General features: G+C 64.8%; 17 protein-coding genes. 9 read left to right on the top strand and 8 right to left on the bottom strand.

Annotated features, from left to right (window positions below):
* Positions 1-145: 145 nt before the first annotated feature.
* From B3P22_RS13030 to B3P22_RS13040, 3 genes are read left to right on the top strand one after another with little or no spacing between them, the layout of a single operon-like run.
* A complete protein-coding gene (locus tag B3P22_RS13030; protein WP_296271283.1) occupies positions 146-652 on the top strand; it encodes a chalcone isomerase family protein in 507 nt (168 codons plus the stop codon).
* Positions 653-659: 7 nt separating this feature from the next.
* The gene (locus B3P22_RS13035; RefSeq protein WP_296271255.1) at positions 660-1,190 is read left to right on the top strand and encodes a DUF3833 domain-containing protein; all 531 of its coding nucleotides are present in this window, start codon (positions 660-662) and stop codon (positions 1,188-1,190) included.
* A complete protein-coding gene (locus B3P22_RS13040) occupies positions 1,187-1,885 on the top strand; it encodes an SDR family NAD(P)-dependent oxidoreductase (protein ID WP_296271256.1) in 699 nt (232 codons plus the stop codon). The genes B3P22_RS13035 and B3P22_RS13040 overlap by 4 nt, the downstream gene beginning before the upstream one ends.
* 8 nt (positions 1,886-1,893) lie before the next feature.
* Here B3P22_RS13040 and B3P22_RS13045 read toward each other — a convergent pair whose 3' ends face one another.
* Complete coding sequence (locus B3P22_RS13045; RefSeq protein WP_296271257.1) at positions 1,894-2,445, bottom strand: TetR/AcrR family transcriptional regulator; 552 nt, start codon at positions 2,443-2,445, stop codon at positions 1,894-1,896.
* 173 nt (positions 2,446-2,618) lie between these two features.
* Between B3P22_RS13045 and B3P22_RS13050 the strand changes: the two genes are divergently transcribed.
* The 4 genes from B3P22_RS13050 (at position 2,619) to B3P22_RS13065 (ending at position 9,041) form a co-directional block, all read left to right on the top strand.
* Positions 2,619-3,779 (top strand): efflux RND transporter periplasmic adaptor subunit, encoded by a 1,161-nt coding sequence (locus B3P22_RS13050; protein WP_296271258.1) that lies wholly within the window; start codon positions 2,619-2,621, stop codon positions 3,777-3,779.
* 15 nt (positions 3,780-3,794) lie between these two features.
* Complete coding sequence (gene tmexD, locus B3P22_RS13055) at positions 3,795-6,929, top strand: multidrug efflux RND transporter permease subunit TMexD (RefSeq protein WP_296271259.1); 3,135 nt, start codon at positions 3,795-3,797, stop codon at positions 6,927-6,929.
* 4 nt (positions 6,930-6,933) lie between these two features.
* A complete protein-coding gene (locus B3P22_RS13060; RefSeq protein WP_296271260.1) occupies positions 6,934-8,334 on the top strand; it encodes an efflux transporter outer membrane subunit in 1,401 nt (466 codons plus the stop codon).
* A gap of 446 nt (positions 8,335-8,780) precedes the next feature.
* The gene (locus B3P22_RS13065; protein ID WP_296271261.1) at positions 8,781-9,041 is read left to right on the top strand and encodes a hypothetical protein; all 261 of its coding nucleotides are present in this window, start codon (positions 8,781-8,783) and stop codon (positions 9,039-9,041) included.
* 4 nt (positions 9,042-9,045) lie between these two features.
* Here B3P22_RS13065 and B3P22_RS13070 read toward each other — a convergent pair whose 3' ends face one another.
* On the bottom strand, positions 9,046-9,447 hold the full coding sequence (locus B3P22_RS13070) for a hypothetical protein (protein WP_197859399.1): 402 nt from the start codon (positions 9,445-9,447) through the stop codon (positions 9,046-9,048).
* Positions 9,448-9,591: 144 nt separating this feature from the next.
* Between B3P22_RS13070 and B3P22_RS13075 the strand changes: the two genes are divergently transcribed.
* The gene (locus B3P22_RS13075; RefSeq protein ID WP_296271284.1) at positions 9,592-10,239 is read left to right on the top strand and encodes a DUF4197 domain-containing protein; all 648 of its coding nucleotides are present in this window, start codon (positions 9,592-9,594) and stop codon (positions 10,237-10,239) included.
* 51 nt (positions 10,240-10,290) lie between these two features.
* Here the strand turns inward: B3P22_RS13075 and B3P22_RS13080 are convergent, their stop codons facing one another.
* From B3P22_RS13080 to B3P22_RS13105, 6 genes are all read right to left on the bottom strand, one after another.
* Positions 10,291-11,070 (bottom strand): EAL domain-containing protein, encoded by a 780-nt coding sequence (locus B3P22_RS13080; RefSeq protein WP_296271262.1) that lies wholly within the window; start codon positions 11,068-11,070, stop codon positions 10,291-10,293.
* A gap of 314 nt (positions 11,071-11,384) precedes the next feature.
* Positions 11,385-13,346 (bottom strand): acetate--CoA ligase, encoded by a 1,962-nt coding sequence (gene acs / locus B3P22_RS13085; RefSeq protein WP_275547387.1) that lies wholly within the window; start codon positions 13,344-13,346, stop codon positions 11,385-11,387.
* A 226-nt stretch (positions 13,347-13,572) separates the two neighbouring features.
* Positions 13,573-14,856 carry a C4-dicarboxylate TRAP transporter large permease protein DctM gene (dctM, locus tag B3P22_RS13090; protein WP_296271263.1) on the bottom strand — a complete coding sequence of 428 codons (1,284 nt, stop codon included), beginning with the start codon at positions 14,854-14,856 and terminating at the stop codon, positions 13,573-13,575.
* Entirely contained in the window at positions 14,856-15,482 is a 627-nt protein-coding gene (locus B3P22_RS13095) for a TRAP transporter small permease (RefSeq protein ID WP_296271264.1), read from the bottom strand. Before B3P22_RS13095 ends, dctM begins: the two co-directional genes overlap by 1 nt.
* Before the next feature lie 151 nt (positions 15,483-15,633).
* A complete protein-coding gene (locus tag B3P22_RS13100) occupies positions 15,634-16,638 on the bottom strand; it encodes a TRAP transporter substrate-binding protein (RefSeq protein ID WP_296271265.1) in 1,005 nt (334 codons plus the stop codon).
* A 117-nt stretch (positions 16,639-16,755) separates the two neighbouring features.
* Complete coding sequence (locus B3P22_RS13105) at positions 16,756-17,676, bottom strand: LysR family transcriptional regulator (protein ID WP_296271266.1); 921 nt, start codon at positions 17,674-17,676, stop codon at positions 16,756-16,758.
* 167 nt (positions 17,677-17,843) lie between these two features.
* On the opposite strand from B3P22_RS13105, the gene B3P22_RS13110 reads away from it, so the two are divergent.
* On the top strand, positions 17,844-19,046 hold the full coding sequence (locus tag B3P22_RS13110; RefSeq protein ID WP_296271267.1) for a CaiB/BaiF CoA transferase family protein: 1,203 nt from the start codon (positions 17,844-17,846) through the stop codon (positions 19,044-19,046).
* The last annotated feature ends 18 nt before the right edge of the window (positions 19,047-19,064 follow it).

Consider the following 19,064-nt stretch of genomic DNA (forward strand, 5'->3'; position numbering starts at 1 on the left):
CCCATCTCCCCTTTCTGGTTGCCGGATCTTTTTATTCGGGGCCCGTGCCGCCGGGCATACGCACAATGGCTGGACGCGGCCATCGCCAGCCGACTCAGAGGGAACGACCATGGTGGCCCTGCTTCGCCCCCTGCTTCCCGCGCTGATGCTGCTTGCGCTGCTCAGCCTGCCAGCAGCAGCCAACACCCAGAACGGCTGGCGCGAACGGCTGCCGCAGGCCAGCCTGGTCGGCAGTGGTGATTTCAGCTGGTTCGGCTTCTCCGTGTACAACGCCAAGCTGTGGAGCCCGGAGCGGCGCGTCGACTTCCAGCAGCCCTTCGCGCTGGAGCTGACTTACCGCCGCAGCATCAGCCGGGAAACCCTGGTCGACACCAGCCTCGATGAGATTCGCCGCATCAACGGCCAGCCACTGGACCCCGAACAACAGGACGACTGGACGCAGCAGATGCGCCAGGCTTTCGTCGATGTGCAGGACGGCACACGCATCACCGGCCTGTTCCTGCCCGAGGAGGGCTGCCGGTTCTACATCGACGGCAAGCTGCAGCACGTCATCGACGACCCCGAGTTCGCCCGCGCCTTCTTCTCCATCTGGCTCGATCCTCGCACCCGCAGCCCCAAGCTGCGGGCGGCGTTGCTCGGCCTCAACCGCTGAGGTTCCCATGAGACTAATGCTGATCCTACTGACCAGCCTGCTGCTGGCCAGCTGCGGCCAGGTCCCGGTCGAGCGTTACGCCAACGAGCGGCCAACACTCGATCTGCCCACCTTCTTCTCCGGGCCGGTAAAGGCCTGGGGCATGTTTCAGGACCGCTCCGGTGAAGTGATCAAGCGCTTCCAGGTCGACATCGACAGCCGCCGCGAGGGCGACAAGCTGATCCTCGACGAGCGCTTCCTGTACAGCGACGGCACCCGCCAGCGCCGGGTCTGGACGCTGACCCCGGACGGCCCGGGCCGCTGGACCGGCACGGCCGACGATGTGGTCGGGCAGGCCGTCGGCGAGGTGGCCGGCAATGCCCTGCGCTGGCGTTATCACCTGAACCTGCCGGTGGATGACAGCACCTACGTGGTCTACCTCGACGACTGGATGTACCTGATGGACGACGACACCCTGATCAATCGTTCGAGCATGAGCAAGTTCGGCATCGAGCTGGGGCAGATCACCCTGTTCTTCCGCCGCGGCGCCCAGCCATGAGACTCAACAGCCTGGGCACCGGCTACCGGGCGCTGGTGATCGGTGCCAGCGGTGCCATCGGCCAGGCGTTCTGCCAGCTTCTGCGCGCCGACGGCAACTGCGTCGGTGTACGAGAGCTGAGCCGCAGCAGCTCGCCAGTGCTCGACCTGGAAACCCCAGCCAGCATCGCCGAAGCGGCAGCGGCGCTGGCTGATGAAGCGCCCTACCAGCTGATCCTGCATGCTGCCGGGTTACTGCATCGCGACGGGATCGCCCCGGAAAAGAGCCTGGCCGCCATAGAGGCCGATGCCCTGCAGGCGGTGTTTCAGGTCAACGCGTTGGGCCCGGCGCTGGTGCTGCGTCACTTCCTGCCACTGCTCGACAAACATGGCGCCATGACCTTGCTCTCGGCCAAGGTCGGCAGCATCGGCGACAACCGTCTCGGTGGCTGGTACGCCTATCGCGCCTCCAAGGCCGCGCTGAACATGCTGATCAAGACCGCCGCCATCGAACTGGCACGCAGCAAACCCGGAGCGCGCCTGCTCAGCCTGCATCCCGGCACGGTGATTTCGCCGCTATCGCACCCCTTTCGCGGCGCCGCCGCTGCACGCCCGGCCGAGCAAGCAGCGGCTGAGATGCTGCGGGTGATCGACAGCCTCGGCCCCGAACACAGCGGCAGCTTCCACGCCTACGACGGGCAGCCTCTGCCCTGGTGACAGACCTATCAGGGCTTCGGCTGACCGGCGCCCTTGAGGAAGAACTGCTCCAGTACGGCCAGCGAGCGCGCGCTGGCGGCACGGCCCCGGCGCTCGGCATCGACCACGCCATAGACCAGCGAGACGAACAGCTCGGTCAGCAGCTCGGCGGTGATATCGATGCGCAAAAACCCCTCCTGCTGGCCACGCAGGAAGAACCTGTCCAGTGCGTCGGTGTAGGCGATCCAGCGCGCGCCATCCTTGTCCGGATCGAGGCTGTCGGGGCGATACTGGAAAATCATGAACACCAGCAGCTCTCGATGCCTGAGATGGTTCTCGATCAGGCTGCGCAGCGCCTGCCCGACCTCGGCGCCCTGCAGATCGGCCTCTTCGATCACCTGGCTGAGCGCCGCCTGGCTGTGGTTCATCAGGCGTTCGATCAGGGCATCGCGCGTGCCACAGAAACGGTGCAGGGTGGCCTTGCTCACACCCGCCGCTTCGGCCAGCTCCTTCAGCGTCGCGCGTGGACGATCGACGAGGGCGACGGCCAGCGCCTTGAGCAGTTTTTCGTCATTGGACATCGAAGCCCTCCCGGTTAAGCAGCGCGCATTGTGCAGAAAGAGCCCCCATTTTCAACAGGGGAATACAAATTTGCTCACAGTAGACCCGAATGAGTCAATATTGACTCAATTTAAGCAAAGCACGATTATTCGCGTCTTCGAGGACAAATGGATCTGAATTCCAGGTGACAGGCATGAGCAGGATTCGCGGGCGTTACGTTTTTTCAATGGTCACCCTTCTGGCAGCAATCGGCCTCGCTGGCTGCGGTCAGCAAGAGCAGGAAAGCGGTGAGGCGCCGCCCCGCGAAGTCGACGTGCTGACCGTCAGGACCGAACCCTTTACCGTCGTCGCCGAACTGCCGGGGCGCATCGAGCCGGTGCGCGTAGCCGAAGTACGTGCGCGTGTCGCCGGCATTGTGCTCAAGCGCACCTTCGAGGAAGGCGCCGACGTCAAGGCTGGCGACCTGCTGTTCCAGATCGACCCGGCGCCCTTCAAGGCCGCCCTGTCGCGCGCCCAGGGCGAACTGGCCCGCGCCGAGGCACAGCTGTTCCAGGCACAGGCCACGGTCAAGCGCTACGAGCCGCTGGTGAAAATCGACGCCGTCAGCCAGCAGGATTTCGACGCAGCCAAGGCCGCGCTGCAAAGCGCCCAGGCCGACAAGCGCTCGGCACAGGCCAACGTGGAAACCGCGCGCCTGGATCTCGGCTATGCCCAAGTTCGCGCGCCGATCGCCGGGCGCATCGGTCGCGCTCAGGTCACCGAGGGAGCGCTGGTTGGCCAGGGCGAAGCCACCCTGCTCGCCCGTATCCATCAGCTCGATCCGGTCTATGCCGACTTCACCCAGCCAGCCGCCGACGCTTTGCGCCTGCGCGCAGCCATCGCCGAAGGCAAGGTATCCGGCGCAGGCGACCAGCCGCTGGCACTGCGCGTCGACGGCACCGATATCGAGAGCAAGGGCACCCTGCTGTTCACCGACATTTCGGTGGACCGCAGTACCGGGCAGATCGCATTGCGCGGCCGCTTCGACAACCCGCAGGGCGTGCTGCTGCCGGGCATGTATGTACGCGTGCTGACGCCGCAGGGGCTGAACCAGAACGCCATCCTGGTGCCGCAGCGCGCGGTGCAGCGTGCCGCCGACGGCCAGGCCAGCGTGATGCTGCTCGGCGAAGACGACACCGTCGAGGTTCGCCAGGTCACCACCGGTGCCATGCACGGCTCGCGCTGGCAGATCACCGAAGGCCTCGAGGCCGGCGACAAGGTGATCGTCAGCTCCCTGGCGGCGATCCGTCCGGGCAGCAAGGTCGCTCCACGCGAAGAAGACGCCGCCACCGCACCTCAATCCCAGGCGCAGTAAGCCGGAGAGAACCTCATGTCCCTGTTTTTCATCCGGCGCCCCAACTTCGCCTGGGTCGTCGCCCTGTTCATCTCGCTGGCCGGCCTGCTGGCCATCCCGTTCCTGCCGGTGGCGCAGTACCCCAACGTGGCGCCACCGCAGATCACCGTGACCGCCACCTACCCCGGCGCCTCGGCGCAGGTGCTGACCGACTCGGTGACCAGCGTCATCGAGGAAGAACTCAACGGTGCGAAGAACCTGCTGTACTTCGAGTCCACCAGCAACGCCAACGGCATCGCCGAGATCACCGTCACCTTCCAGCCGGGCACCGACCCCGAACTGGCCCAGGTCGACGTGCAGAACCGCCTGAAAAAGGCCGAGGCGCGCATGCCGCAAGCGGTGCTCACCCTGGGCATCCAGACCGAGCAGGCCACAGCGGGCTTCCTGCTGATTTACGCGCTGAGCTACAAGGATGGCGGCAAGGACGACAACACCACGGCACTGGCCGACTACGCCGCGCGCAACATCAACAACGAAATCCGTCGGGTGCCCGGCGTCGGCAAGCTGCAGTTCTTCGCCTCCGAAGCGGCCATGCGCGTGTGGATCGACCCGCAGAAGCTGGTCGGCTTCGGGCTGTCCATCGATGACGTGAACAACGCCATCCGCGCGCAGAACATCCAGGTGCCAGCTGGCGCCTTCGGCAGCACGCCGGGTTCCAGCGAGCAGGAGTTGACCGCGACCCTGGCGGTCAAGGGCACTTTGGACAACCCCGAGGAATTCGCCGCCATCGTGCTGCGCGCCAACCGAGACGGCTCGCGCCTGACCCTGGGCGACGTCGCGCGTATCGAGGTCGGCAGCCAGGACTACAACTTCGGCTCACGCCAGGACGGCAAGCCAGCCGTGGCCGCCGCCGTGCAGCTGTCGCCGGGGGCCAACGCCATCCAGACCGCCGAGGCGGTCAAGCAGCGTCTGACCGAGCTGTCGGCCAACTTCCCGGACAACGTCGAGTTCTCGGTGCCCTACGACACCTCGCGCTTCGTCGACGTGGCCATCGACAAGGTCATCATGACCCTGGTCGAGGCCATGGTGCTGGTGTTCCTGGTGATGTTCCTGTTCCTGCAGAACGTGCGCTACACCCTGATCCCGTCCATCGTCGTGCCGGTGTGTCTGCTTGGTACGCTGACCTTCATGTACCTGCTGGGCTTCTCGGTGAACATGATGACCATGTTCGGCATGGTCCTGGCCATCGGCATCCTGGTGGACGATGCCATCGTGGTGGTGGAGAACGTCGAGCGGATCATGGCCGAGGAAGGCCTGGCGCCGGTGCCGGCGACCATCAAGGCGATGGGCCAGGTGTCCGGGGCGATCATCGGCATCACCCTGGTGCTGTCAGCGGTGTTCCTGCCGCTGGCGTTCATGTCCGGCTCGGTGGGTGTGATCTATCAGCAGTTCTCGCTGTCGCTGGCGGTGTCGATCCTGTTCTCGGGTTTCCTCGCGCTGACCTTCACCCCGGCGCTGTGCGCCACCCTGCTCAAGCCGATTGCCGACGGCCACCATGAAAAGCGCGGCTTCTTCGGCTGGTTCAACCGCAAGTTCACCGTCCTGACCGGTCGCTACACCCGACTCAACGGCAAGCTGGTGCCGCGCGCTGGTCGCGTGATGTTCATCTACCTGGGCATCGTGGTGCTGATGGGCTTCTTCTATCTGCGCCTGCCGGAATCCTTCGTGCCGGTGGAAGACCAGGGCTACATGATCGTCGACATCCAGTTGCCGCCGGGCGCGACCCGCGAGCGCACCTCGGCAGCCGGCGAGGAACTGGAGGAATTCTTGATGGGCCGCGAAGCCATCGAGACCTCCTTTCTGGTACTCGGCTTCAGCTTCTCCGGCATGGGCGAGAACGCCGCCATCGCCTTCCCGCTGCTCAAGGACTGGTCGGAGCGTGACTCCACCCAATCACCAGAGGCCGAATCGGCAGCGGTCAACCAGCACTTCGCCAACCTCGACGACGGCGCCATGATGGCCGTGCCGCCACCGCCGATCGAAGGCCTGGGCAACTCCGGCGGCTTCGCCCTGCGCCTGCAGGATCGCGCCGGCCTTGGCCGCGAGGCGTTGCTCGCCGCCCGCGACGAGGTGCTGGGCAAGGTCAACGGCAATCCGAAGTTCCTCTACGCGATGATGGAAGGCCTGGCCGAGGCCCCGCAGTTGCGCCTGGTGATCGACCGCGAGCAGGCGCGCACCCTCGGTGTCAGCTTCGAGTCGGTCAGCAGTGCGCTGTCCACCGCCTTCGGCTCCTCGGTGATCAACGACTTCTCCAATGCCGGCCGCCAGCAGCGCGTGGTGGTGCAAGCCGAACAGGCAGAACGGATGACGCCGGAGAGCGTGCTCAAGCTGCACGTGCCCAACGACAGCGACGGCCTGGTGCCGCTTAGCGCCTTCGTCACCACGCTGTGGGAAGAAGGCCCGGTGCAAATCGCCCGTTACAACGGCTATCCGTCTATCCGCATCGCCGGTGACGCCGCGCCGGGCGTCAGCACCGGCGAAGCCATGGCCGAACTGGAGCGCATCGCCGCCGAACTGCCGGAAGGCATCGGTTACGAATGGACCGGCCTGTCCTATCAGGAGCGGGTCGCCAGCGGTCAGGCTGTGATGCTCTTCGCCTTGGCCATCACCGTGGTGTTCCTGCTGCTGGTGGCGCTCTACGAGAGCTGGGCGATCCCGCTGACGGTGATGCTGATCGTGCCGGTCGGCGCCCTTGGCGCGGTGCTGGCGGTGACCGCCATCGGCCTGCCCAATGACGTGTACTTCAAGGTCGGCCTGATCACCGTGATCGGCCTGGCGGCGAAGAACGCCATCCTGATCGTCGAGTTCGCCAAGGACCTGTGGGAGGACGGCTACTCGCTGCGCGAGGCTGCCATCGAAGCCGCGCGCCTGCGTTTCCGTCCGATCATCATGACCTCCATGGCCTTCATGCTCGGCGTGGTGCCGCTGGCTATCGCCACCGGCGCCGGCGCCGCCAGCCAGCGCGCGCTGGGCACCGGGGTACTGGGCGGAATGCTCAGCGCAACCATGCTTGGGGTGATCTTCGTGCCGATCTTCTTCGTCTGGGTGCTGTCGCTGCTGCGTACCAAACCTCAGCAAACCGACAACCATCCCCTGCACAAAGCGGAGTAACGCGATGACCTCTCACCTCATGCTGCGCCCCGCTCTGCTGACCCTGGCCATCGCCCTCGGCGGCTGCTCCCTGGCGCCGACCTACGAGCGGCCAGAGGCGCCGGTCGCCGCCGGCTGGCAGGAGGCCGATGCCAATGGCGCCAGTGCCCAGGCGCTGGACTGGCAGACCTTCATCGTCGACGCCGACCTGCGCCGTGCGGTGGACACTGCGCTGAACAACAACCGCAGCCTGCGCCAGGCGCTGCTGGATATCGAGGCGGCACGCGCGCAGTACCGCATCCAGCGCGCCGACCGCCTGCCGTCGATCAACGCCAACGCCAGCGGCAATCGCCAGCGCCTGCCGGCCGACCAGACGCAGACCGGGCGCTCGGAAGTCACCAGCGTCTACCAGGTCGGCCTGGGCCTGGCCGAATACGAAGTCGACCTGTTCGGCCGCGTGCGCAATCTGTCCGAGGCGGCGCTGGAAACCTACCTGGCCACCGAGCAGGCGACCCGCGCCACGCAGATCAGCCTGATTGCCGAAGTGATCCAGGCCTACCTGACCCGTGATGGCGCGCTACGGCGCAAGGCGCTGGTGGAACAGACCCTGGAAAGCCGTCTGGCCTCGCTGGAGCTGGTCAGCAGACGCCGCGAAGCCGGCACCGCGACGGCGCTGGATTATCAGGAGGCCCTGGGCCTCGCCGAGCAGGCCAGGGCCGAACGCGAGAGCACCGAGCGCCAGCTACGCCAGGCGGACAACGCCCTGGTGCTGCTGCTCGGCACCCCTGATGCCGGTGGACTGCTGCCATCGGCACCGCATGACGAACTGATGCTGCTGCAGGACATCGCCCCCGGCACCAGCTCGGAGCTGATCGAACGGCGCCCGGACATTCTCGCCAGCGAGCACCGCCTCAAAGCGCGCAATGCCGATATCGGCGCGGCCCGTGCAGCGTTCTTTCCACGCATCAGCCTGACCGGTTCGCTGGGCAGTTCCAGCACCGAACTGTCCGGCCTGTTCGAGGGTGGCTCGCGGGCCTGGAGCTTCGCCCCGACGCTGTCGCTGCCGATCTTCGCCGGCGGGCGCAACCGCGCCAATCTGGATCTTGCCGAGGTGCGCCAGGATGCAGGCGTGGCCGACTACGAAGGCACCATCCAGACCGCCTTCCGCGAAGTCGCCGACGCACTCGCCGCCACCGATACGCTACGCCGCGAAGAAGCGGCGCGGCGTGCCCTGGCCGAGTCCAGCCGAGCGGCCGAAGCCCTGGCCGAAGCCCGCTACAAGGGCGGTGTGGATGATCATCTGCGCTACCTGGATGCCCAGCGCAGCAGCTTCAACGACCAGAACACGCTGATTCGGATCAGCACCGACCGCCAGTTGGCGCTAGCCGACCTGTTCAGGGCACTGGGCGGCGGCTGGCAGCGCTAACCTGCCCGCCCGCCACGAACGACAACGCCACGCATAAGCGTGGCGTTGTCGTTTACACAGGCTCAGTACTTGCCGATTGCGTTGAAGACCCCACCGCCGCAGCAATATTCACGACACACAGGCCTGGGGGCGCGCGCAGAAACGAAATACGGCCCCGGACTCCTCCCTCGCAAAACCCTTGGACGCTTCTGCAAAGGCCACTTTTCCGGGCGGCGAATAAACTCGCACCTCGCTGATTGCTACAGCGTCAATGGCGCAGCAAACGGCAGGACGCCGCACGTATGGCGACAGCAAGCCAATGCGTGCACATCATCGAAGCCGTGGTGCCTGCCAAGCGGCTCCACGAACCGACTTCACCAAGTCCAGCCAGCGCCTGCGCATCGGTCAACGAGTGATGCCGTGGCACCAGCCTGCTCGTCCAACCCTCGCACGGAGAATGAATCCGCATGATCTGCAACAGATCGGCCCCGCTCACCATCAAGCCCGCGCCCCTGAACAACAGGCGCAGCACCCTGCCGCGCAGCGAAATCGCCGCCAGACGCAACGAGCCCTGCCAACACCAGGCGACCGCCGAATACCAGGCCGCACGCCTAGGCAAACTGCTCAGAAGCCAGCCGGCCCAGGCGCAAACAGAAATGGCCAACCTGCTGCTGCAGGAACTGGTCGAGGCTTATCGCCTGGCCCTGCAAAAAGCCAGGCAGGGTTGATACCTCACAGCGCGCTGAACAGATCATTGGCGTCGAGCAGGCGCCAGGCGATTTCCGGCCTTCTTTCCATGGCCCGGCGAATCGCCGCCGGAATGCTCTGGCGCGTCTTGCGGCACAATCCCGGATGCGCGTCGAAGCGCATATGGATGCCACGCATGCTGCGCACCTCGCCATACGCCGGCTCGATGTACAGGCGAATACCCAGTTGCTCGTACATGCGCTGCTGCATGCGCTCGAGATCATCCAGGCTCTGCAGGTTCTCCAGGCGTTCAAGCAGGCGCTGCTCCTCCTGACGGGTCAGCAGCAGGACGCGCGTGTCGGCACCCGGCCGGTCCAGCAGCTCGTCGCGCTGGCAGTCGCAGGCACCCGGTGGGCAGGGATTACGCAAGGGCAATGGTGAATTCATGGCCCTGATCATAGCCATAGCCATGCGCGCTGCCCATCCACGCCTATCGCCTGGCTTGTCAGGGCCGCAGACTCCGTTAAGCTCACGGCATTTCTCCCCCGATGCAAGGAATACCCATGCTGCGCCTCCACGCTCGTCGCCGGCCTGCTGCTCTCGGCCAACGTCTTCGCCCTGTCCCTCTCCGACCTGAGCCAGCAGGACGCCAGCGGCGGCCTCAAGGATGCGCTGATCCAGGGTGCCCAGGTCGCCGTCAAGCAACTCGGCGCGCCGGGCGGTTTCAGCAATAACCCGGACGTGCGCATCGAGCTGCCGGGCAAACTCGGCAAGGCCGCCAAGACCATGAAGATGATGGGCATGGGCGCCCAGGTCGACCAGCTCGAAGCGAGCATGAACAAGGCCGCCGAAGCAGCCGTGCCGCAAGCCCAGGCGCTGCTGGTCGACGCAGTGAAGAAAATGACCGTAGCCGATGCCAAGGCGATTCTCGGCGGCCCGCAGGATTCGGCCACGCAGTACCTGAACAAGAGCAGCCGCGAGCAGATCCGCGCCAAGTTCCTGCCCATCGTCAAGCAGGCTACCGACCAGGTGGGTCTGGCTCAGCAATACAACGCCTTCGCCGGCCAGGCTGCCAGCTTCGGCGTGGTCGATGCCAAGAGCAGCAGCGTGGAAAACTACGTGACCGAACAGGCCCTCGATGGCCTGTTCGAGATGATCGCCAAACAGGAAGCCAACATCCGCCAAAACCCGGCCGCGGCAGCCACCGGCCTGGCGAAGAAGGTGTTTGGCGCACTGTGAAACCGCGGCCTGCCACACAAACGCCCTGATCTCGGATCTGGGCGTTTTGCCTCAGGGTAGGCAGAGCCTGTCGACCTGCGGTCTGGCGAAGAAGAAGCCCTGCATGTAGCGGATACCCAGATCGAGCAAGGCATCGCGCTCCCCCGCGCTTTCGATGCCTTCGGCGATGATCCGGATGCCCAGGCGCTGGGCCACCAGCACGATACCGGCAACGATGGCCTGCCGTACCTGGTCCTGATCGATGCCGCGGGTCAGCGCCATATCCAGCTTGAGCACCTGGGGCTGGAATTCTGCCAACAGGTTGAGCCCTGAATAACCGGCGCCAAAATCATCGATGGCGGTGGTGAACCCCTGCCTCCCGTACTCGGCGAAGATCCGCTTGAGGTGTTCTGCATCATGGATCTGCTCGCCCTCGGCCACTTCGAACATCAGCCGCTCGTGGGGAAAGCCGCAACGCCTGGCCGCCTCCAGCGTCGCACGAATGCAGGTTTCGGCTCGGTACACCGCATTCGGCAGGAAGTTGATGCTGAGCAGACAGTCGGGGAGTTCGAGCAGCCCCAGGCTCGTTGCCTGCTCGATGGCCTTGACCCGGCACGCCTGGTCGAACCGATAGCGGTTGCCGTCGTTGACCCAGCTCAGCACCTCGCCGGCCGACTCGCCCGCGACGCCACGTACCAGAGCCTCGTAGGCGAAGGGCTGTTGCGCCTGGACATCGACAATCAGCTGGAACGCCATGGTGAAGTCGAAGCCGAGCGCATCGAGGTTGCGACATTCGTTACAGCCAAGCGCCTTGAAGGGTTGAGGAAAAATGCTGGGGCTGTCGCTGTTCATGGCAAATCCTGATCGGGGGGGCGAAGACTACATGAAATCGAGGCCACAGACTGGCCGAGCCGGCGCTCCTTGACTGACGCAATACACCTGCTGGCACGCAGCGCATCACGAATGTCACGACGAAACGACACTGCTAAAGACCACACGAAACCCGTTTCGTCGCAGTCCCGTGCAATCGAAACGACAGCACACGGCAGCCTAACCAGGATCGACGCTTATCGACTTGCCCCTGCGGCGGGCGCTGGCCGCGCGCACAAATGAAAAACCCCGCCGGGCTTTTGGCCGGGCGGGGTTGTAGAAGGTGCCGTTACCGATCAGGCGCAGGCGGCTTGCATCTGGCGATGCGTATCGATGAGGTGCTGCACCACGCCAGGATCGGCAAGCGTGGAGATATCGCCGAGGGAATCGTATTCGGCGGTGGCGATCTTGCGCAGGATGCGGCGCATGATCTTGCCCGAGCGGGTCTTCGGCAGGCCAGGCGCCCACTGGATCACGTCCGGCGTGGCGATCGGGCCGATCTCCTTGCGCACCCAGTTACGCAGTTCCTGACGCAGCTGCTCGGAGGACTCCTCGCCGGCGTTGAGGGTCACGTAGACGTAGATGCCCTGCCCCTTGATATCGTGCGGCACACCGACCACCGCGGCCTCGGCCACTTTCGGGTGGGCGACCATGGCGCTCTCGACCTCGGCAGTGCCCATGCGGTGGCCGGAAACGTTGAGCACGTCGTCGACGCGACCGGTGATCCACCAGTAACCATCTTCGTCGCGGCGCGCGCCGTCACCGGTGAAGTACATGCCTTTGAAGGTCTTGAAGTAGGTGTCGACGAAACGGTCGTGGTCGCCATACAGGCTGCGCGCCTGGCCCGGCCAGGAATCGATGATCACCAGGTTGCCTTCGGCCGGCCCCTCGATGATGTTGCCCAGGTTGTCCACCAGCGCCGGCTGTACGCCGAAGAAAGGACGCGCGGCGGAACCCGGCTTCATCGGGTGAGCGCCCGGCAGCGGGGTCATCAGGCAGGCACCGGTTTCGGTCTGCCACCAGGTGTCGACGATCGGGCAACGGCTCTGGCCGACGTTCTCGTAGTACCACTGCCAGGCTTCCGGGTTGATCGGCTCGCCAACCGAACCGAGCAGGCGCAGGCTGGAGCCATCGGCGCCGTCGACCGCGGCCTTGCCCTCGGCCATCATGGCGCGGATGGCGGTCGGAGCGGTGTAGAGGATGTTGACCTTGTGCTTGTCGATGATCTTCGCCACGCGGGTGACGTCCGGGTAGTTCGGCACCCCTTCGAACATCACGGTGGTGGCGCCGTTGGCCAGCGGCCCGTAGATCAGGTAGGTGTGGCCGGTGACCCAGCCGATGTCGGCGGTGCACCAGAAGACTTCGCCCGGGCGGTAGTCGAATACGCGCTCATGGGTCAGCGACGCGTAGGTCAGGTAGCCGCCGGTAGTGTGCAGCACGCCTTTCGGCTTGCCGGTGGAACCGGAGGTATAGAGGATGAACAGCGCTTCCTCGGCGCCCATTTCCTTCGGCGCGCAGACGCTGCCGGCCACCTTCATCAGGTCTTCGTACCAGATGTCGCGGTGCTGGTTCCACTTGATCTGGCCGCCGGTGCGGTTGACCACGATGATCTTCTGCACGCTGTTGGTTTCAGGGTTGGTCAGCGCATCGTCGACGTTGGCCTTCAGCGGCACCTTCTTGCCACCACGCACGCCTTCGTCGGCAGTGATCACCACCTTGGACTTGCAGTCGATGATGCGACCGGCCAGCGCCTCCGGAGAGAAGCCGCCGAACACCACCGAGTGGATGGCGCCGATGCGGGCGCAGGCCAGCATGGCCACTGCCGCTTCGGGAATCATCGGCATGTAGATGGTCACCACGTCGCCGCGGTGAATGTCCTGGCCGCGCAGGGCGTTGGCGAGTTTGCACACCTGTTCGTGCAGTTCGCGGTAGGTGATTTCCTTGTGCTCGGACGGATCGTCGCCTTCCCAGATGATCGCGACCTGATCACCACGCTCTTCCAGGTGACGGTCGAGGCAGTTGTAGGAGACGTTCAGGGTGCCATCGGCGTACCACTTGATGTCGACGTGATGGTCGTCGAAGGAGGTCTGCTTGACCTTGGTGTAGGGCTTGATCCAGTCGATCCGCTTGCCCTGCTCGCGCCAGAAACCCTCGGGGTTGACCACCGACTGTTGGTACATGGCCTTGTAGGTGGCCTCGTCGGTGAGGGTCCGAGCGGCCACCTCGGGACGCACAGGGTAAAGAGACGCAGCACTCATGGAATCACCTCGGCGGGTAGTTGTTTTTGTATGGTGCCTTTTGTATCCCCCGACCCTTCGTGAGGCCATTCGACCATGGTCTTACCGCTCTAAGACCATGGTCTTGAACCAGTTTCTGGCACATGCCCAGCCAAATCGGCAGCGCCAGGGATATGTCGCGGCGCATGGACAAAAAAAGCCCGGCACAAGGCCGGGCGCAGAGGTAGACGCGAGATCGACGGTTGCCCTAGCTCATGCCCAGCCAGTTCGGCAGGGCCATGGACACGGCGGGGATGTAGGTGATCACCATCAGGAAGCTGATCAGCATCATCAACCACGGCAAGGCGGCTTTGATCACCGAGGTCAGCGGCATGCCTGTCACCGCTGAGGTGACGAACAGGTTCAGCCCCACCGGTGGCGTAATCAGGCCGATCTCCATGTTCACCACCATGATGATGCCCAGGTGAATCGGGTCGATACCCAGCTGCATGGCGATCGGGAACAGGATCGGCGCCAGGATCAGGATGATCGCCGACGGCTCCATGAAGGCACCGGCGATCAGCAGCACGATGTTCACCACCAGCAGGAACTGCCACGGCTGCAGGCCCAGCTCCACCACCCAGGCGGTGATCTGCTGCGGGATCTGCTCGGTGGTCAGCACGTGGGCGAAGAGCATGGCGTTGGCAATGATGAACATCAGCATGATGGTCAGCTTGCCGGATTCCAGCAGCACCTTCGGGCACTCGCGGATGGTCAGGTCCTTGTACACGAACAGGGCGACGAAGCCGGCGTAGACCGCCGCCACGGCCGCGGCCTCGGTCGGGGTGAACATGCCGGTGTAGATGCCGCCGAGGATGATCACCATCAGCAGCAGGCCCCAGAACGCCTCGCGGGCGGAACGCAGCCACTCGCGGAAGCTGGCGCGCGGCAGGGCTGGCAGCTTCTTGATGCGCGCGACGATGTAGATCGCGATCATCAGTGCCAGGCCGAGCATCACACCGGGAATCACACCGGCCATGAACAGCTTGCCCACCGACTGCTCGGTAGCGGCGGCGTACACCACCATCACGATCGACGGCGGAATCAGGATGCCCAGGGTACCGGCGTTACACACGATGCCGGCGCCGAAGGCTTGCGGGTAACCGGAGCGCACCATGCCGGCGATGGCGATGGAGCCCACGGCCGCGACGGTGGCCGGCGAAGAACCGGACAGCGCGGCGAACAGCATGCACGCCAGTACCGCGCCAATGGCCAGGCCGCCACGGATGTGGCCGACGCAGGCGTTGGCGAAGTCGATCAGGCGACGTGCCACGCCACCGGTGGTCATGAAGGCACCGGACAGCAGGAAGAACGGGATCGCCAGCAGGGTGTAGTGCTCGGAGGTTTCGAACAGCTTGATCGCCAGCGAGCGCACCGAGTCGGGGCTGAACAGCATGATGGTGATCGAGCCGGCCAGGCCGAGCGATGCGGCGATCGGCACGCCGATGAACATCAGCAGGAACAGCAGCAGGAAGAGGAACAGCACGGTCATTATTTGGCCTCCTCGTGCTCATTGATTTTCAGCGCATCGGCGGCTTCGTCAGCCAGGCCGAGGCCGGTCTGCTCGTTGCGCAGGATGCGCACGAGGATTTCCAGGAAACGGATGAACACCATGGCGTAGCCGAACGGCACGATCATGCCGATATGCCATTGCTGGATGCCGTAATGGCCAAGGTCTTCGGCGCCGATACCGGCCCTGAACAGGGTGCTGACCCAGTCGAAGCTGCCGACGGCGATCAGGCCGGCGTAGCCCAGGCAGGCCGAGCAGGCGATCACGCCGATGACGCGCTGCACGCCGCGCGGAGCGAGCTTGACCAGCGCGTCCACGCCGATGTGGCCGGCGGTGCGCACGCCGTAGGCCAGGCCGAAGAAGATCAGCCAGCCGAACAGGGCTTTGGTCAGGGCGTTGCTCCAGGTCATCGCCTGGGCAAGGTCGAGAATGAAGTCGCCGATAGCGAGCAGGGCCTCGTTACCGCCGAAGAAGTCACCCAGCCAATAGAACAGGGTGTAGAAGTTATTGAGGATCACGTAGACGAAAGTGATCAGCGTCATGGCCGCCAGGAGAAAGGCAATGAAGCCTTCCTCGAAGTGCTCCCAGACGCGCCGCAAGGCGTTCATGGCATCTCCGCGAGGTTCTTGTGATTGTCAGGAGTCGGACGAATCTAACCGAGCCTGGAACGGCGCGATATTCGTCATTGGCAAACGCCGTCTTAGGCGACGACGAATGAAAGACCGCCCCGGGTGCGTGGGCCCGGGACGGTCATGGCGCTCACTGCTGGTTGGCGGCTTGCGCAGCCTCGATCACGTCAGTGCCGATCTCGGCCTCGAACTTCTTCCACGCCGGGCGCACGGCGTCACGCCAGGCGGTACGCTGCTCGGGCGTCAGGGTGATGATCTCGCTCTTGCCGGTATCGAGAATCGCCTGGCGCGCTTCGGCGTTCAGCGCCTCGGCCTGTTTGTTCACCTCGACGGTCACCTCGTCGACGATCTGCTCCAGCTCGCTGCGGATGTCCGCCGGCAGGCCGTTCCAGAACTGGGTATTGGTGATCAGCAGGTAGTTGCCGATGGCATGGTTGGACTCGGTCATGTACTTCTGCACCTCGAAGTACTTCTGCGAGTAGATGTTCGACCAGGGGTTGTCCTGGGCGTTGACCACACCGGTCTGCAGGCCCTGGTAGATTTCGGCGAAGGCCATCTTGCGCGGCACCGCGCGCAGGGCGCTGTACTGCGCGGCCTGCAGGTCGGACGGCTGCACGCGGAATTTCTGCCCACGGGCGTCGCCTGGCTCCACCAGCGGCTTGTTGGCGGTGAGCTGACGCATACCGTTGAGCCAGTAGGCCAGGCCGGTGATGCCCTTGCCCTCCATTGACTTGAGCAGCGCCCTGCCCTTTTCCGAGGACTGGAAGCGCTGCGCGGCAGCCACGTCATCGAACAGGAACATCAGGTCGAACAGCTGCAACTGCTTGGTGTACTGCTCCAGCTTGGAAGGTGCCGGCGCCAGCATCTGCACCTCGTTCAGCAACAGCGCCTCCATTTCCTTGCCGTCGCCATAGAGTGACGAGTTGGCGTAGACCTCGACCTTGACCTTGCCGGCCAGGCGCTCCTCAACCAGCTTCTTGAACATCAGCGCGCCCTGGCCCTTGGGCGTGCTGTCGGCAGTGATATGGGAGAACTTGATCAAGATCGGATCGGCTGCGTGGGCCGTCAGCGCGCCGAGCAGTGCGCAACCGGCGAGCACGCCGGCCAGGCCACGGCGGACGAATGAGAACTTCATGGAGAGCTCCTGTTGTTTTTGTCTGAGCGTCGAAGGAGAAACCCTTCGATTGGCCCGGACTCTACTGCGCCCTTGCACAAGCTGAAATTCACATTTGGACAACCGAGCCTTCGGCATTCACGAAGGCAGCGCCGAAGCCCCCTCTACCAATGAGCTGTTACGTAGATGATCGAGCATCTGCTTCGCGGTCAGCGAAAGGTTGTCCTGGTTACGCACCGCCACCTTGAGTTCGCGCCGGGCCCAGGGGTCGTACAGCGGGATCACCCGCACATCCAGCGCCGGCAGGTAGGTGCGCACCGCCAGATCCGGCAATACGCCGACACCCATGCCGGTGTGGATCATCCGGCAGATGGCCTCGAAGCTGCGTACCTGGATGCGCAGGCGCAAGGCCACACCCTGGCTGTGCGCCGAATGCTGCAGCAGGCCGTGCAAGGAGGCGTCCTGCTGCAGGCCGATGAAGTCGAAGCCCACCGCCTCGCGCAGGAACAGGCCGTCGCGTTCGGCCAGGGGATGCTCGCGCGGAGTGACCAATACCAGTTGGTCGTGGCGGTAGGTGAACACCTGCAGATCCTCGGCCGGCACATGCCCGGCGAAGATGCCGATATCGGTCAGCCCCTCGCGCACGGCGCGGATGGTTTCGCTGCTGACCCGCTCCTCCAGGTCGATCTTCACCTGCGGGTGAAAGCGGCTAAAGCTGGCCAGGTCCTCGGGCAGGAACTCGATCACCGCCGAGGTGTTGGCATGGATGCGCACATGACCCTTGACCCCCTCGCTGAACTCGCTGAGATCGGCGTTGAGCTGTTCGAGGTTGTCCATCATGTTGCGCGCGTGGTGCAGCAGCGCATGGCCGGCCGGGGTCAGCTCGACGCCCTTGGGCTGGCGATAGAGCAACGCGATGCCGAGCTGGTTTTCCAGGTCGCTGACGCGCTTGCTCACCGCCGCCAGGGCCAGGTGCTCGCGCTCGGCGGCGCGGGTCAGGCTGCGTTCGTCGGCGATGGCGACGAACAGCTTGAGGGTGACGAAATCGATGCGGCGCATGGGTTCTCCATTTCGTGCCTGGCGAAGCGAAGCTGCCAGAAGGCTGATTTACAGCATGCCACTTCGCGATACGCGAAGCCCAGCTTGGCCATTGAGCAATTGTCGGCATCGCGCCGCTGCGCCATTCTGCGCACCACGAGAAACGCACAGGCAAATCGGGTGCAGCCATGACTCAGAGCAACACCAGCAACATGGCCCTGCAGGGGCTCAAGGTGATCGAGATGGGCCAGCTCATCGCCGGTCCCTTCGCCAGCAAGCTGCTCGGCGAATTCGGCGCCGACGTGATCAAGATCGAGCCGCCGGGCGTCGGCGACCCGCTGCGCAAGTGGCGCAAGATCAAGGACGGCACCTCGCTCTGGTGGCACGTGCAGTCGCGCAACAAACGCTCGCTGACCCTCGACCTGAAACAGGCCGAAGCCCAGGACATCGTGCGTCAGCTGGTCAGCGAGGCCGACGTGCTGGTGGAGAACTTCCGCCCCGGCACGCTGGAAGGCTGGGGCCTGGGCTACGAGGCGCTGAAGGCGATCAACCCGCGGCTGATCATGCTGCGCATCTCCGGCTATGGGCAGACCGGCCCCTACCGCGACCTGCCCGGTTTCGGCGTGATCGGCGAAGCCATGGGCGGCCTGCGCCACCTTTCCGGCTACCCCGGCCAGGCACCGGTGCGCGTGGGCATCAGCATCGGCGACTCGTTGTCCTCGCTGTACGGCGTGATCGGCGTGCTGCTGGCCCTGCAGGAGCGGGCGCGCAGCGGTGAAGGCCAGGAAATCGACGTGGCGCTGTACGAGTCGGTATTCGCCATGATGGAAAGCCTGATCCCCGAATACGACGCCTTCGGCTACATCCGCGAGCCGGCCGGCAGCGCCCTGCCCGGCATCACCCCGTCCAACTCCTATCCCTGCAAGGATGGCAGCTACGTGCTGATCGCCGGCAATGGCGACAGCATCTACAAGCGCCTGATGAGCCTGATCGGCCGCGACGACCTGGGCAACGACCCGCGTCTGGCGCAGAACGACGGACGCAGCCAGCACGCCGAGCTGATCGACGGAGCCATCGCCGAGTGGACCGCCCAGCGCGGCCGCGATGAAGTGATCGAAGCGCTCAAGGGCGCCCGCGTACCGGCCGGCTACCCCTACACCGCCGCCGACATCGTGAAGGACCCGCACTACCTGGCGCGGCAGATGATCGAGCAGGTGCAGACCAGCGTCGGCCCGCTCAAGGTGCCAGGCGTACTACCCAAGCTCAGCCGCACACCGGGCCGTATCGGCACCGGCGGCCCGCAGCTCGGAGAGCACAACGACGACATCCTCGAAGGCCTCGGCCTGAGCGCGGAACAGGTCGCAGGGCTGCGCGAGCGCGGGATTATTTAAAAGCAGCTGCAAGCTTCA

The organism is Pseudomonas sp. UBA6323, assembly GCF_002439135.1.
Taxonomy (GTDB): domain Bacteria; phylum Pseudomonadota; class Gammaproteobacteria; order Pseudomonadales; family Pseudomonadaceae; genus Aquipseudomonas.